The organism is Ruegeria sp. CE12 (assembly GCF_056537525.1).
This window is the reverse complement of record NZ_JBQFRS010000002.1, coordinates 507496-521626: the sequence shown is the minus strand read 5'-3', so window position 1 is coordinate 521626 and position 14131 is coordinate 507496. Positions and strand designations below refer to the sequence as shown.

Below are 14131 nucleotides of genomic sequence, written 5' to 3'. Positions count from 1 at the left end.
TCGGTCATGCGCGCCATGATTTAACCTCAGCGCGATCTGAAATGAACGATTTGGTAAGGTGCCGATGGGTCTCGTCTTTCGCTGGCTGATGCGTATTGCCTCGGGTCTTATCCTGTTGTCTCTGGCCGCTATCGGGCTGGCCTATTTTTTGGCCAATCAATCCCTGCCGGATTACAATCAAACTCTTGAGGTTAAAGGGCTTAACGCACCGATTGAAATCGTGCGCGACACCGCCAATGTCCCACATATCCTGGGTGAGAGTGATCCCGATGTGTTCTTTGGCCTCGGCTATGCCCATGCGCAGGATCGCCTTTGGCAAATGACAGTTTTGCGCCGCACGGCGCAGGGCCGCCTGTCAGAGGTTTTTGGTCAGCGAACAGTCCATATCGACAAGCTGTTGCGACGTCTGGACTTGTATGGCCTGGCCCACAGATCAGTCGAGGTTCAGGACGACTACACCAAAGCCGCGCTTCGGGCTTATTCGGCAGGGGTCAACGCACGTCTTGACGAAATAAACGAGATGGCGCTGGGCCGAGGCGCGCCCGAGATGTTCCTTTTCAACGCTCCGGTTTCGCCCTGGCAGCCCGGTGACAGCATTGCCGTGATCAAATTGATGGGGCTGCAATTATCGGGCCATCTTGAGGACGAAGTGCTGCGCGCCAGAACTTCGTTGATGCTGAATGATCCGGCTCGACTGGCAGATATCCTTCCAAATGTTCCCGGCCCCGGAATTGCAGCACTACCCGAATATGCTTCGTTGTTTCCGGGCTTGCCGCAATACGCGGCTGGAACCTCCATGCCCGACACGCCGCTGTCGCCCTTTCCCAAACGCGGTTTGGCGGGCGCTTCCAACGCGTGGACGGCGGCACCCTCCAGATCGGCCAGCGGCGGAACACTTCTGGCCAACGACCCGCATCTGGGCTTTACAGCACCCGGCGTCTGGTATCTTGCAAGGCTCGAGCTGGCCAAAGGCGGTGTAATCGGTGCGACGATCCCCGGCATACCCGCCGTTATGACTGGTCGCAGCGACCGTCTGGGATGGGGGCTGACATCGTCCTATCTGGATGACCAGGACGTTCACATCGAAAAGCTGAACCCTGAGAATCCGGAAGAATACCTCACACCGGAAGGGTTCAAGAAATTCAGAACACGTCCTTCGATCATCGATATCAAAGGTACCGCCCCGATCACGTTGACCTTGCGGTGGACCGAGAATGGCCCGGTTCTGCCCGGCAGCCACTATAACCTTGAAACGATTACACCTCCGGGTCATGTGGCCTCTTTGTCCTGGACTGCACTCAGCCCGCGCGACACTTCGATGACCGCATCCATGGCTTTGATGAATGCCGATAATGTCCGTCAGGCAATCTCTGTGGCTGAGGATTTCATCGCACCTTCGCAGAACCTGTCTCTGGTCGATACGGACACCATTGCGATGAAACTGATCGGCGCGATGCCTAAGCGCGATCTCAACAATCAAAGTCGCGGCCGCATTCCAACACCCGGTTGGCTGGCCGAAAATCGTTGGCAGGGCCGCCTGCCTTATGCAGACAACCCGGAATTTGTCGCACCGACCGGCGGTGTTCTGGGAAACACCAACAACAAGATCATCGACCGCCCCTTCCCTGATCATGTGTCCTATGAATGGGGCGATACACAACGTGTGCATCGTTGGGAGCGTCTGATGCAATCCCGCGAAGTTCACACGCGCGACAGCTTTATCGAAGCGCAGCTTGATACCGTCAGCTTCACTGCTCGCTCTTTGTTGCCGCTCATCGGTGCAGACCTTTGGTTCACCGGTGCTTCCGCGCCCGAAGGCACGATCGAACGGCAACGTCAGGTCGCATTGGGGCTTCTGGCGGAATGGAACGGCGAGATGAATGAACATCTGCCGGAACCTTTGATCTATGCTGCGTGGTTGCGAGCCCTGCAAATACGATTGATCTCGGACGAGCTCGGTCCGCTGGCCAACGAATACAAACATGTTGAACCTTTGTTCATCGAGCGTGTTTATCGGGATATCGACGGGGCCTCGGTCTGGTGTGACGTTCGACAAAGCGCGCCAGTGGAAACCTGCACCGATATGGCGCGACTGGCGCTGGACGATGCCCTGATCTGGATTTCCGAACGCTACGGTGGTTCGCTTGAATCTCTGCGCTGGGGCGATGCTCATCAGGCGACGCATGATCATCCGGTACTTGGTTCTGTTCCTGTCCTTCGGTACTTCGTGAACATCCGCCAATCGACCAGCGGAGGTGACAACACCCTGTTGCGCGGCCGGACATCCGGTACCGGACCGGACCCGTTCCAGAACGTACACGGCGCAGGATATCGCGGCGTTTACGATTTTGCAGACCCGGACAGTTCGGTATTCATCACGGCAACCGGGCAATCCGGCCACTTCCTGTCCCGTTACTACGACGATCAGGCTCAGCTTTGGCGACGTGGTGAGTACATTCCGATGTCGCTCGATCTTGATCTTGCGCGCGCTGCCGCAGTGGGTGTCACCGTCCTCAATCCGCGATAATCCGCGACATGTCGGCAATTCCCCGCCCCCAATCCTGGGCGGCGTGGACGAGTACCCGCGTTTTCGAATAGCATCGACAGCGCTGACGCACCGACATCAAGGGGGAAATTCGTGGGCAGCGTTCGTGATACCCTGAACAATCTGGCACGTGACTATGCTATTGCATGGAGTTCCGGTGACCCTGACGCCGTAGCCGCGTTCTTTGCACCCGATGGCGAGATCACCATCAATCGGGGTGAACCGCTGCAGGGACGCGCGGCAATCGCCGAGATGGCGCGGGGCTTTCATTCAGATTTCCCTGATCTTGAAGTGCGGTGTGACATGCTGCGTTGGGCTGGCAGTCATGCCATCTTTGTCTGGACCCTTGAGGGGCACCATGCCGAAACCGGAAATCGCGTTGTGACTCGTGGCTGGGAGGAATGGGAGCTTGGCCCGGACCATAAAATCCTGTCATCGCTGGGATGGTTCGATGCCGAGGACTATCAACGCCAAATTGACGGGCAGTGACTAACTTGAAAACCTTATTCAGCTATCAGTATCTCCGCTCGTGATCGAGTATTCCCGAGGGATACCTTCTGTAACCTTAAACCAATCAGACGCTTTGGTACGGTTCTGATGTTCCTCGAAAGCCTCCTGGCTTTCAAAGATCTCTGACACGTTGAAGCGACCAGTGTGTGCCGCATCCTCGACAACCTCAAATGAGATGCAGCCCCTCTCAGCACGGGTTAAAGAGACATGCTCCGGCAGCGCAGCCCGCACCTGCTCCAACCTGTCGCGCGGCACATCCAGAAACCCGGTCAGAAATACCTTGGCAGTTTCATCACCCGTCACCGTTCATACCTCCACGCGTCGTCGCAGTCGTTGTTCCGTTACAAACCGGTCAAAGCCCGCGGAACTGAGCCGCCTGTTTGTCGGTCCATAAAACGGTGATCTCGAATCCGTTTTCCGTTTGCTCTTCCGACCGCACAACATCCTGACGGAACAGCCAGGCACGTTTGTCGCCCTGAGAGAAGTCCAGTGTCAGCTTCTCTTCATGCCGCACGCCCTGCAGCTTGGTCGCAATCTCTGCCAGTAAAGGCTCGACACCTTCGCCGGTCACGGCGGATATCGAGAAAATTTCCGGATCACGGTCAGAACGGGCCAGCGCGCCGGCGCGATCCTCATCCGAGAGCAAATCGATCTTGTTCCAGACCTCCAACCGCGCACGCGTGTCATCCACGCCGAGAGAGGTCAGGATGGTTTCAACATCCCTCGCCTGCTCTTCGGTTTCCTCATGACTGATATCACGCACATGTATGATCAGGTCAGCGCCAAGCACCTCTTCCAAGGTAGCCCGGAAAGCCGCCACCAGCTCGGTCGGCAAGTTAGAAATGAAACCCACCGTATCGGACAGGATAACCTCGGGACCATCGGGCAACTCAACCCTGCGCATGGTCGGATCGAGCGTGGCAAACAACATGTCCTTGGCCATGACTTCGGCACCGGTCAGGCGGTTGAACAAGGTGGATTTTCCGGCGTTCGTGTATCCGACAAGCGCCACGATTGGATAAGGTACCTTTGCCCGCGCAGCGCGATGCAATGTCCGCGTTTTGACCACCTTCTGCAGCTGGCGCCGGAGGCGGACCAGTTGTTCATCGATTGCGCGGCGGTCGGCTTCGATCTGCGTTTCACCCGGACCACCCACAAATCCTAGTCCGCCCCGCTGTCGTTCCAAGTGGGTCCAGGCGCGCACCAGTCGCGTTCTCTGGTAGCTCAAGGCTGCCATCTCGACCTGCAGCACACCTTCACGTGTACGCGCGCGATCCGAGAAAATCTCCAAGATCAATCCAGTCCGGTCGAGAATTTTGACCTTCCAGGCCTTTTCCAGATTGCGCTGCTGAACTGGTGTTACGGGGCCATCAATCAGAACCAGTTCAATCTCATTCTCATGAAACCGTTCACCCAGTTCCTCGATCTTGCCGCTGCCGAACAAAAGACCCGGTTGCGCGCGTTGCAGGCGCACGATCTCTGACCCGATCACATCCAGATCGGGCAACGCGGCAGCCAGCGCCACCGCTTCTTCCAGCGCCGGTTCAGGGACACGGCGCTGTTCATCTGATTTGATTTCGGGATGCAGCACCCAAGCCCGGGTGCGCGCCCTATCGTGTTCCATCAAGAGGCGTCTTCGCCCTCATACAGGCTGATCGGCTGCGATGGCATGATTGTCGAAATCGCGTGCTTGTAGACCAACTGCGACTGTCCGTCGCGGCGCAACAATACGCAGAAATTGTCGAACCAGGTGATCACACCCTGCAATTTGACGCCATTGATCAGGAAAATGGTGACCGGGACCTTTGCTTTCCGTACATTATTCAGGAACGCATCCTGAAGATTCTGTCTGTCCGAAGCCATATTTTATTATCTCGCCGTTGTTCTTGCTACGCGCTGCGGACCAACGCGCTCCCTCTGCGTGAGTATGGAGTGGTGCGCAAAGATATTCCAGATGAAAAATCAGGCACTAGGATAAGCCGGTGCAAGCAGATCACCCTCGCCAAAGTGCCGGTGTAATCAACGCGATGATCGCCAATGTTTCTAAACGCCCAATAACCATCGCCGCGCACAGCGTGAGTTTGGCCCCCGCAGACAGATCAATTAGGCGGATCGGTACATCAGTCGCCAACTCGATCAGGGGTCCGGTTGTACTGAGTGCTGCCACGCTCAAGACCATCGCCTGTTCGAATCCCACGCCCATTGCTGCCAGCAGAACATCAAACAGACCCAGCGTGATCGCGAACATCATCAGGAAGATCCATGCGATGAAGGCACCATCGCTCTGAATCCGACGATTGCCACCCCCTGCACCGCTAACGGATGAGGGATAGATCAGACGGTCAATCTCACGCGCGCCATTCAGATACAACGCATAGACACGCAACAACTTGACCCCGCCAGCAGTGGTCGCCACCCCGCCACCGATCAGCGCAAGGCCCATCAGCACCAAGCCGGGCGTTCCCAGCCCCGAAAGTTGCTGGGCATCATTCCAGTTTGCACTTTCAAAGCCAGCAGTGGTGAGGAACGACATGACGGTAAACACCATCCCCCAGATCACAAACAGGGCCTGCCCGGCATCCATCTGGCCACCAATCTCGCTCACCCCGGCCAGAACCCGGAAAAACAAAAGCAGCGCGACAGCGATAACAATCATCAGACCAATTCGAAACTCGGGGTCTTTATCAAGTCTTGAATAGCCCGATGCAGCGGTGTCGGTGGAAAACGTCAGGCGCGACAAGGCGAAGAACAGGAACAGAAACAGGATTGCCTCACCAGTGAACCCGGCAGTCGATCCCTCAAGCCCGCCGACCGGAGAAATTCCCGATGTCGCCATGACCGACATCGCATGACAAATTGCTGTAAGCCCCTGCTCTCCTGCGACCAGCAGCAGGATCCAGATCACCGACGTCAGGCCTGCGTAGACAGGTGTTAATGTGCGGGTCACACGGATCAGGCGACCGCGCGGATCAACCTTTTCGCTCTGAGCCACGCCCGAGACCGGTCGCCCCGGCTGACCCCGCGCGGTAATCTCGAATCCACCCAATGAAAGCGGCGCAAGTATAGCTGCAGCGGATATCCACATCAGCAATCCGCCCAGCCAACCAACCAGTGCTCGCCATAAATGCAGGGGCGCAGTTAGTCGCGTCGGATCAGGGAACATGTCAGCGCCAGTCGTGGTCAGCGCACTGACCATGTCAAAATAGGCATTCAGATATTTCGTGTTGCCCAATGCATCATGCAGCGGCACTGCCAAAAACAGAGGCAGAACCGTAAAAGATGCAAACAGCACGGCCAACTGTCCCAGCGTACCGCGCCTTGGTTCTCGGTTTGACATCGCCAATCCGATGACCGTGACAAAGAACAGTCCGACAATCCCGGAATAGAAGAACGAGCGTGAGGTGGGATGATCATCCAGGGCCAGCGCGTAAATCGCAGGAATCCACATCGCCAGAGACGCAAATCCCCAGATCAACAGAAACAACGGCAATCGCCGCATCAATCCGAGCTGCTGTTTGCGCACGGTCACCATCAGAAGAAATCAATCGAAACCTGCATAAGCCGCTCGACCTCAGGCACGTCCTTGGCCATGGCAAAGATTGCGACGACATCCTTTTCATCAATGCGCAAACTACCTGTCGGCCTCAGAACTTCGTCGCCTTTACGCACAGCGCCCACCAGAACACCTTCGGGGAAGTCAATGTCGCGTAGTTTCTGCCCAGCCATAGGTGATGTCGAAAGTACTTCTGCCTCGATCACTTCGGCTTCGGCATCCCCGATGGAATAGACCTGACGCACGCGTCCATGACGGATGTGACGCAGAATCGAACTGACAGTAGTAGCACGTGGATTGATATAAGCATCGATTCCAAGCGGTCCCATCAACGCCACCATGCTGGGATCGTTGATCAGTGCAATCGCCAGAGCGCATCCTTCCGCCTTGGCGCGAACAGCTGCCAGCATATTGGTCCGGTCGTCATCCGTGACAGCCAACATCGCATCGGCCCGTTCTATACCCGCTTCGCTCAGCAGCGCAGCGTCCAACCCGTCACCATTCAGAACAATCGTTCGTTCCAACGCCTCAGCGGCCACTTCAGCACATTTACGGTCGCGTTCGACCACTTTGGCCCGGACCCGGCTTTCGCGTTCTTCCAAAGTGCGGGCAACTTCGAGCCCCACATTACCGCCGCCGACGATTACAACGCGGTCCTGTTTCTTTTGCGCCTTACCAAAGACCTCCATCGTTCGGTCGACATCTTTGACGTTGGTGAAGACATAACATTCATCGCCAACGAACAGCTGATCTTCGGATTCAGGGGCAAACAATGACCCTTCACGACGCACACCCACCACAATCGAACTGAGTGTCGAGAACAGATCTGTCAGCTGCCTCAGCGGTGTATTCACAATCGGGCAGTCTTCGTCCACGCGAATGCCTAGCAACTGCGCTTTGCCGTCCATGAAAATTTCGGTATCGAACGCTGATGGCGCGGACAGGCGACGCATCGCGGCAGCCGCAACCTCGCGCTCAGGGCTGATCACCACATCAATCGGCAGATGATCCCGGCGATAAAGATCCGAGTGAATCGCTTCGAGGTAAGATTTGGACCGCAAACGCGCAATCTTACGCTGGATGGAAAACACCGAATGCGCCATCTGGCAGGTGACCATATTCACCTCGTCCGAATGGGTTGCGGCGATGATCATGTCCGCATCGCGCGCACCTGCCTTGTCCAGCACGTCCGGATAGCTGGCGAAGCCTGCGATTCCCTGCACATCCAGCGTTTCCGTCGCGCGACGCACCAGATCGGGATTGTTGTCCACAACCGTTACGTCATTCAACTCGCCCGAAAGGTGCCGTGCAATCTGCCAGCCAACCTGACCAGCACCGCAAATGATGACCTTCATGTTTTTGGCCCTTCTGCCTGAATTCTTTGAATGACAGATGCCCCCAAAACGGTCAATTGAATTGTCATGGACAGACAGGTGAGGCAAGATAAGCATATGAAAACAGTGCTTCGTTTGCTTATCCCCCTGATGGTTCTCGCCTCGTGCGGCCCGCTTTCGCTGTATTATCGCGAAGGTGAATCCGTATCTCGTATGCAAACGGAAACCACGCAATGTCAGGTGCAGGCACTCAAGGACGCGCCGGTTGCAAACCAGATCAGGCAGAATCCACCGGTCTATTGGCCCGGCAGAACCTATTGCGATGGAAGAGGCTATTGCTATCGAACACCGGGTTGGTGGCAACCCGGCAATGTTTACACAGTCGACGTCAATCAGGATTTGCGAAACACGGTCGAAGCGCAATGTATGGCACAGAAAGGCTATCGCCCTGTCAGCCTGCCGCCCTGTAAATCTGGGGTGAAATCCAAGGTTGCGCCGGTTCGCACTACCAAGCTACCGCCACTCAGCAGCGCCTCATGTTTCGTGAAATTCGACGACGGCTCTTTCCAGATCATCACGCCCGGACAAGCCGGATAGGTTTCCCGGAGTGGTCACTTAGCCCAAAGCGGCCAATGCACGCTTGCGTCGCTGCGCCAGTATGATGTGCAAAATGACTGCAGCTGCATAGAACCCAGCGACCGCAATAAACATTCCCGCCGCATCCACGCGCCAAAGCACCGCCAATAGGACCGGAGTGCCAAGCAGATTGCCCGCATTTCCCATCTGGGCCATCGCGCCATAGCTCAACGCCTGATCCTCGGCGGCTTCATTCAGCTCGGGAACGGCTGCAAAACTGCCGCCCTGCACCAGCCCAAGTACTGCGAACAACGCGATACAGACCAGTGCCAGCGGTGCCCCCATAAACAAGGAAAGGATGGCCACTATGCCCAGTCCAAAACCCAAATTGACCACGGTTACGCAAGAGAAAACTGTCAACAGGATCGGCACCAGCAACCATGACAAAACGATCCCGGCCAGCGGCATCAAGGTAGCGACTGACGCCCCCTGCTCTTCTGGCAATCGCCCGGGCAGGATCGCCAGGAGTGATACGAAGGTCAGCGTGTAGAAAAACCATCCAAGTGCCGGGGCTGAGATAAATGGAGAGCGATAGGTCCGCAGATGAGCATCGACAAACGCTGATAGCCCCCAACTCACGCCTTCCGACGATCCAATGCTTACCTTGAGGCGACATAGGCCAATCAATCCGGCCATCACCAACATGAGAGCGCCGTGTAGAGCAAAGTAAGCGGGTAAACCGAACTGATCTACAAATGGCAGCCCGAACCATGCATTCATCGCAAACGCCACGCCAAAGAATGTGCTCCATAACACCATGGCTACGTTTCGTGCTTTGCCTTGCGTGATCTGGGCGATCAGAGTTGGTGCGGCAACGACAATGGCCAGATGAGACAATCCCTCGACAACTCGGCTAGCCAACATCAACTGAAAACCGGGAAGCGTGGCCTGAACCAATGAGATCGCACCACCGAGCACGAGACCGGCAATCAACAGACGCACGGGCCCGACCCAACCGGTGATAGCCCCCGAAGTTGCACCCAGCACAGCACCCATCAGGCTGATTATCGACAACAGCCAGCCAATTGCATCTGCATGTGCGGGATAAAGCAGGCCGACATCAGCAAATGGCACCGCGATCTTGGCGAACTGGGTAGCAGCACCCAGTCCCGCGCACCAAAGCAGAATGACCTGCAGGAATATTCGTAGCGATGGATTCATGTGGCAGGTCTACAGCGTCCATCCGGCTGCAGGAACGCATAAATTATGCGCCGCTGATCCGAGCCCCGCTGACCAGCCGAACGGGCGTGCCATCCGATAGGTAAAGGCGCTCCCAAATGATCTGCCCGGCGCTGATCCTGATTTCATCATGCAGCGCTTCGGACGTCAGAAACGCCTTTGGCGCTGGCGTTTGCAGATCCCACCAACCCTCATCTTTCAACTCCGCCTCAGCTTGCTGAATTTCGTCTGTAGCGAACTGCCAAAGAGATACCCCTAGCAACGCACGCTGGCTGGTTTTCCAATCATTGGCGCGACTAGCCGAATATGCGAGGCAGATGTGGCTGGCTTCCTCCACCAGATGGATACAGTCCGAGGAATTCATGACCAGTCGCTTGAGGGCAGCATCTTCCGATCTTGTCGGCCCCAGTGCCGTGAAAACCGCCTGCTGAACATGAGGGGTCGGCGTCTGTTGACCATTTTCCCATCTCGAAATCGTGGTCTGGTCGACCTCAAGCAAGTCGGCAAGCGCCGATTGTTTCAGCCCGATTGATCGGCGAAGCCGTTTGATACGGCTTCCAAATGCGGGGTAACCCACCGTTTTGGCCATCCCGGTCTCTGCCATATTTGCAATCATTGGTACCAAGCCTTTCGAAACGATGCAGGTGGGTGCAGCCATCAATCGGGTTGCACCAGACCTGATCGCGTAAAAGCCCGCCCAGTTACTCAGCCGGTTCGGGCTCATCCATATGCGCGACCCGCGCACCGGATTTGTTCGACGTGACAACACCCAGCGACTTTAGTTTGCGGTGCAGCGCACTGCGCTCCATGCCGACAAAGCTTGCGGTGCGGCTGATATTACCACCAAACCGGTTGATCTGGGTCAGCAGATACTCACGTTCAAATGCCTCGCGGGCCTCACGCAATGGCAACGTGGCCAATGCACCGGACAGGACAACGCGACCCGAGTCTTCGGCTTTTTCCTCTTCATTCGGCAATTCGCGTGCCTCAATCGGGCCAGTACCGTCACCGAGGATCAGAACACGCTCGATCAGGTTTTTCAGCTGCCGCACGTTTCCAGGCCACGTCATTGTCTGCAACAGGGCCACTGCCTCGTCGGACAACTCACGGATGGGCAAGCCTTGGGTTTCATTGCACATTTCGATGAAATGCTGCGCCAGAACCGGAATATCCTCGCGCCGTTCTTCCAGCGAAGGCACGGCTACCGGTACCACATTCAGACGATGGTACAGTTCTTCCCGGAACCGTTCGGCTGCAATCTCGTCATCAAGATCCCGGTTTGTTGACGAGATGACCCGCAGGTCTACCCGCACCTTGTCGGTTCCACCTACCCGCTGGAACTGCTGATCCACCAATACCCGTAGAATCTTCGATTGCGTTCCCAGCGGCATATCGGCCACTTCGTCAAAGTAGACGACACCGCCATGCGCCTCTTCCAGCAACCCGGATTCTACCCCGCGCTCGGAGGATTCGCGTCCAAACAGAACTTCTTCCATCCGTTCTGGCTCAACACCCGCACAATTCACAGTGACGAACGGAGCATTTGCCCGATTGGAATGCGCATGGATGTATCGCGCAGCAATTTCCTTGCCCGAACCGGCTGGACCGCTCAGCATCACGCGACCATTGGACTTCGTGACTTTGTCCAGCTGGCCCTGCATTGCACGGAACGAGGCCGATTTGCCGATCATGTCCGAGCTGCTGACCTCTTTCCGCTTGAGCGACGCGTTTTCACGACGCAGGCGCGAGGTTTCCATCGCGCGGCGGATGACCACCATGAGCTGGTCGATATTAAAAGGCTTTTCGATGAAATCGTAAGCGCCCTGCTTGATTGCAGCGACGGCAATTTCAATGTTGCCATGCCCCGATATGATCACCACCGGCACATCCGGGTTGTCGCGCTTAACTGCCTTGAGAATATCGATCCCGTCCATACGGCTGTCCTTCAGCCAGATATCAAGGATCAGGAGCCCTGGTGGCTCGGAGTTGATGGCGGCCATGCACTCGTCCGAGTTGCCAGCCAGCCGGGTGGAATAGCCTTCGTCCTCCAGAATGTCGGACACCAGTTCGCGAATATCGCGTTCGTCATCTACGATCAGAATGTCGCTCATCTTTGGCCTGCTTTCAGCTTGTTTATATGAATTGCCTGCTTCTGTGGCGCGACGGCGGGGGAAATACTGGCCCCCGGCAAACGGATCACGGCCATCGCGCCAAAATGGTCCTGTCCGTCAAATACGGGCGCATCTTCCAACGTCAGCGCACCGCCATGTTCTTCGATAATTTTCTTCACGATGGGCAGGCCCAAACCGGTCCCCTCATCGCGTGTTGTCACATAGGGTTCGAACAACCGAGCCCTGTCTTCAGGTAAACCTATTCCGTTGTCTGCTATGGTGATTATGGTTCCAGCCTCATCGCTGGATACGACGACCTTGATTTGCGGCGCCAGATTATCGGGCGCTCCTTTTTCTTTCAGTGTTCCAATGGCTTCACCGGCATTCTTGATCAGATTCGTCAGCGCCTGATTCAGCATCGTCGCATCGACATCGGCAAGAATGGGCTCTTCAGGCAGATCCGCATCAATCTGAACATCCGGCTGCCCTGCCTGCTGCAATAGAACGGCCTCACGAACCAGATCAACCACATTCGCCTCGTGCCGGTCCGGCTCGGGCATCCGTGCGAATTTCGAGAATTCGTCCACGATCCGGCGCAGATCATTGGTCTGTCGAACGATGACATCGGTCATCGACTCGAGACTTTCGCAATCCTCCTCATCAAGCTTGCGAGAGAACTTGCGCTTGATCCTTTCTGCACTCAACTGGATCGGTGTCAGCGGGTTCTTGATCTCATGCGCGATGCGACGGGCAACATCCCCCCACGCAGCCATCCGCTGGGCGCTGACCAGATCGGTCACATCATCAAAGGCCACAACATAGCCTTCCAATCCCCCGTCTTCTCCACGACGTGTTGCCATACGGACCAGTAGATTTTCCAGCTGACCTTTGCGGGTTACTTTCACCTCGCCCTGAACAGCTTCCTGTCCGCCTTCAAGCAGAGATTCAAACAGCGGCAAAAATTCCGGGACGGCAATCCCGATCGCGAGATGCTGCTCACCCCCTGACCAATCCAGCAAACGTTCAGCCGAACGGTTCACAAACGTAACACAGCCGTCGGGATCGACCCCTACAACACCAGATGTCACCGAGCTGAGCACCGAGTCAAACAGGCGCCTACGGCGTTCAATCTGTCGCGTATTTTCAAGCAGTGTATCCCGCTGGCCCTTCAACTGGCGGGTCATCTGGTTGAAGTAGCGGCCAAGCATGGCGATCTCGTCGTCATTGGCCTCTTCGATCACCTGAACACTCAGATCGCCTGCCCCCACGCGCTGAGCCGCTGTGGTCAGACGTCCAACGGGGCGCGACAGACGTTCGGCAAACCACATGCCCAGCGACATGGCCGCAAGGATCAGGATCAACGCAAACCCAAGATACAAAAGACCGAATTCGAACAGCACCCTGCCCCGTTCACTCTCAAGTTGCTGGTAGAACTGTGCAGTTTCTTTGGTGTCGTCCAGCAAGGTCAGCAGCTGGCCGTCCACATCGCGGCTAACATAAAGGTACCGGTCGAGGTAAGCTTTCAAAGGAACCAGTGCGCGAAATTCGTTGTTCGACCAGTCCGCGATAATTAGCAGGCCTTTGTCGTCTGCCTCTACTATCTGTTCAGGCGTCGGGGGTTCGAAATTGAACAGATAGGAACGGTCCCCACGAGACCGAATCTCGCCACTACCGTCGATGACATAAGCCTCACGCAAACCACGCTGGATTTGCGCCTGCCCCTGCGCCAGCACCTCGCGCAGTTCTGCATCTGAAATATAGAAGTCCAGCGTTCGTGCATTGTCGAGGAATCGAGCGAGCACCGTCGCGTCCTGCGTCAAACCCTGTCGGTGCTCCAGTTCATAAGCCTCGGCAGCCGTCAGTGACGAGCCCACCACTTGCCTGACGCGGTCTGAAAACCAGCCTTCAAGGCCAATGTTCACCGTCAGCCCGGCAAATATTGCCACTGTTACCGTCGGCACCAGCGCAAGCAGCGTAAATGCACCGATAAGACGCAGGTGAAGCCTTGATCCCGCTGATTTTGCGCGCCGCGCGGCGATAAGACTGCCCAATTGCCCTAGAACCAGCGCAGCGACCACCAGCACGTAAACGAGGTCGGCAAGGAGAATCAGACGCAATGTCGGCGCAGTCGCGCCCAGATCGAACGGTCCGATTACGAGGTACGTGGCCAATGCAAGCGCAGGTCCAAGAACCACAAGGCCCAAGGTGCCGAAATTGCGCATCTTTCGGGACTTACGCCACCGATTAATCGATAGAATTGGCC

12 protein-coding genes are annotated in these 14131 nt (G+C 56.4%); 3 read left to right on the top strand and 9 right to left on the bottom strand.

Annotated features, from left to right (window positions below):
• Positions 1-64: 64 nt before the first annotated feature.
• Both ACR0IO_RS07395 and ACR0IO_RS07390 read left to right on the top strand, forming a co-directional pair.
• The gene (locus ACR0IO_RS07395) at positions 65-2527 is read left to right on the top strand and encodes a penicillin acylase family protein (RefSeq protein WP_480740465.1); all 2463 of its coding nucleotides are present in this window, start codon (positions 65-67) and stop codon (positions 2525-2527) included.
• A gap of 111 nt (positions 2528-2638) precedes the next feature.
• Positions 2639-3034 carry an SgcJ/EcaC family oxidoreductase gene (locus ACR0IO_RS07390; protein WP_170330669.1) on the top strand — a complete coding sequence of 132 codons (396 nt, stop codon included), beginning with the start codon at positions 2639-2641 and terminating at the stop codon, positions 3032-3034.
• 18 nt (positions 3035-3052) lie between these two features.
• Here the strand turns inward: ACR0IO_RS07390 and ACR0IO_RS07385 are convergent, their stop codons facing one another.
• The 5 genes from ACR0IO_RS07385 to trkA all read right to left on the bottom strand — a co-directional run bounded on the left by ACR0IO_RS07385 (position 3053) and on the right by trkA (position 7963).
• Complete coding sequence (locus tag ACR0IO_RS07385; protein WP_480740463.1) at positions 3053-3358, bottom strand: putative quinol monooxygenase; 306 nt, start codon at positions 3356-3358, stop codon at positions 3053-3055.
• A 49-nt stretch (positions 3359-3407) separates the two neighbouring features.
• Positions 3408-4679, bottom strand: a complete 1272-nt coding sequence (gene hflX, locus ACR0IO_RS07380) for a GTPase HflX (protein WP_170330673.1) — start codon at positions 4677-4679, stop codon at positions 3408-3410.
• Complete coding sequence (hfq, locus tag ACR0IO_RS07375; RefSeq protein WP_010440340.1) at positions 4679-4918, bottom strand: RNA chaperone Hfq; 240 nt, start codon at positions 4916-4918, stop codon at positions 4679-4681. The genes hflX and hfq overlap by 1 nt, the downstream gene beginning before the upstream one ends.
• 130 nt (positions 4919-5048) lie before the next feature.
• Positions 5049-6587, bottom strand: a complete 1539-nt coding sequence (locus tag ACR0IO_RS07370) for a TrkH family potassium uptake protein (protein ID WP_480740462.1) — start codon at positions 6585-6587, stop codon at positions 5049-5051.
• Positions 6587-7963, bottom strand: coding sequence for a Trk system potassium transporter TrkA (gene trkA, locus ACR0IO_RS07365; RefSeq protein ID WP_155147203.1), 1377 nt, complete (start codon positions 7961-7963; stop codon positions 6587-6589). The genes ACR0IO_RS07370 and trkA overlap by 1 nt, the downstream gene beginning before the upstream one ends.
• 96 nt (positions 7964-8059) lie before the next feature.
• Between trkA and ACR0IO_RS07360 the strand changes: the two genes are divergently transcribed.
• Positions 8060-8539: a hypothetical protein gene (locus tag ACR0IO_RS07360; RefSeq protein ID WP_170330677.1), complete on the top strand. Its 480-nt coding sequence runs from the start codon at positions 8060-8062 to the stop codon at positions 8537-8539.
• Positions 8540-8557: 18 nt separating this feature from the next.
• Here ACR0IO_RS07360 and ACR0IO_RS07355 read toward each other — a convergent pair whose 3' ends face one another.
• Genes ACR0IO_RS07355 through ACR0IO_RS07340 form a run of 4 tightly spaced genes read right to left on the bottom strand, consistent with a single transcriptional unit; the run spans position 8558 to position 14090 of the window.
• Positions 8558-9739 carry an MFS transporter gene (locus ACR0IO_RS07355; RefSeq protein WP_480740459.1) on the bottom strand — a complete coding sequence of 394 codons (1182 nt, stop codon included), beginning with the start codon at positions 9737-9739 and terminating at the stop codon, positions 8558-8560.
• A gap of 43 nt (positions 9740-9782) precedes the next feature.
• Positions 9783-10415, bottom strand: coding sequence for a helix-turn-helix domain-containing protein (locus tag ACR0IO_RS07350; protein ID WP_480740458.1), 633 nt, complete (start codon positions 10413-10415; stop codon positions 9783-9785).
• Positions 10416-10458: 43 nt separating this feature from the next.
• Entirely contained in the window at positions 10459-11868 is a 1410-nt protein-coding gene (gene ntrX / locus ACR0IO_RS07345; protein WP_155147211.1) for a nitrogen assimilation response regulator NtrX, read from the bottom strand.
• Positions 11865-14090: a sensor histidine kinase NtrY-like gene (locus ACR0IO_RS07340; protein ID WP_480740859.1), complete on the bottom strand. Its 2226-nt coding sequence runs from the start codon at positions 14088-14090 to the stop codon at positions 11865-11867. The genes ntrX and ACR0IO_RS07340 overlap by 4 nt, the downstream gene beginning before the upstream one ends.
• Positions 14091-14131 lie beyond the last annotated feature (41 nt).

What these genes read in the sequence shown, in the direction of transcription:
- ACR0IO_RS07395 (WP_480740465.1), top strand. Translation starts at nt 65, where the DNA reads ATGGGTCTCGTCTTTCGCTGGCTGATGCGTATTGCCTCGGGTCTTATC.
- hflX (WP_170330673.1), bottom strand. Translation starts at nt 4,679, where the DNA reads ATGGAACACGATAGGGCGCGCACCCGGGCTTGGGTGCTGCATCCCGAA.
- hfq (WP_010440340.1), bottom strand. Translation starts at nt 4,918, where the DNA reads ATGGCTTCGGACAGACAGAATCTTCAGGATGCGTTCCTGAATAATGTA.
- ACR0IO_RS07370 (WP_480740462.1), bottom strand. Translation starts at nt 6,587, where the DNA reads ATGGTGACCGTGCGCAAACAGCAGCTCGGATTGATGCGGCGATTGCCG.
- trkA (WP_155147203.1), bottom strand. Translation starts at nt 7,963, where the DNA reads ATGAAGGTCATCATTTGCGGTGCTGGTCAGGTTGGCTGGCAGATTGCA.
- ACR0IO_RS07360 (WP_170330677.1), top strand. Translation starts at nt 8,060, where the DNA reads ATGAAAACAGTGCTTCGTTTGCTTATCCCCCTGATGGTTCTCGCCTCG.
- ACR0IO_RS07355 (WP_480740459.1), bottom strand. Translation starts at nt 9,739, where the DNA reads ATGAATCCATCGCTACGAATATTCCTGCAGGTCATTCTGCTTTGGTGC.
- ACR0IO_RS07350 (WP_480740458.1), bottom strand. Translation starts at nt 10,415, where the DNA reads ATGGCTGCACCCACCTGCATCGTTTCGAAAGGCTTGGTACCAATGATT.
- ntrX (WP_155147211.1), bottom strand. Translation starts at nt 11,868, where the DNA reads ATGAGCGACATTCTGATCGTAGATGACGAACGCGATATTCGCGAACTG.
- ACR0IO_RS07340 (WP_480740859.1), bottom strand. Translation starts at nt 14,090, where the DNA reads ATGCGCAATTTCGGCACCTTGGGCCTTGTGGTTCTTGGACCTGCGCTT.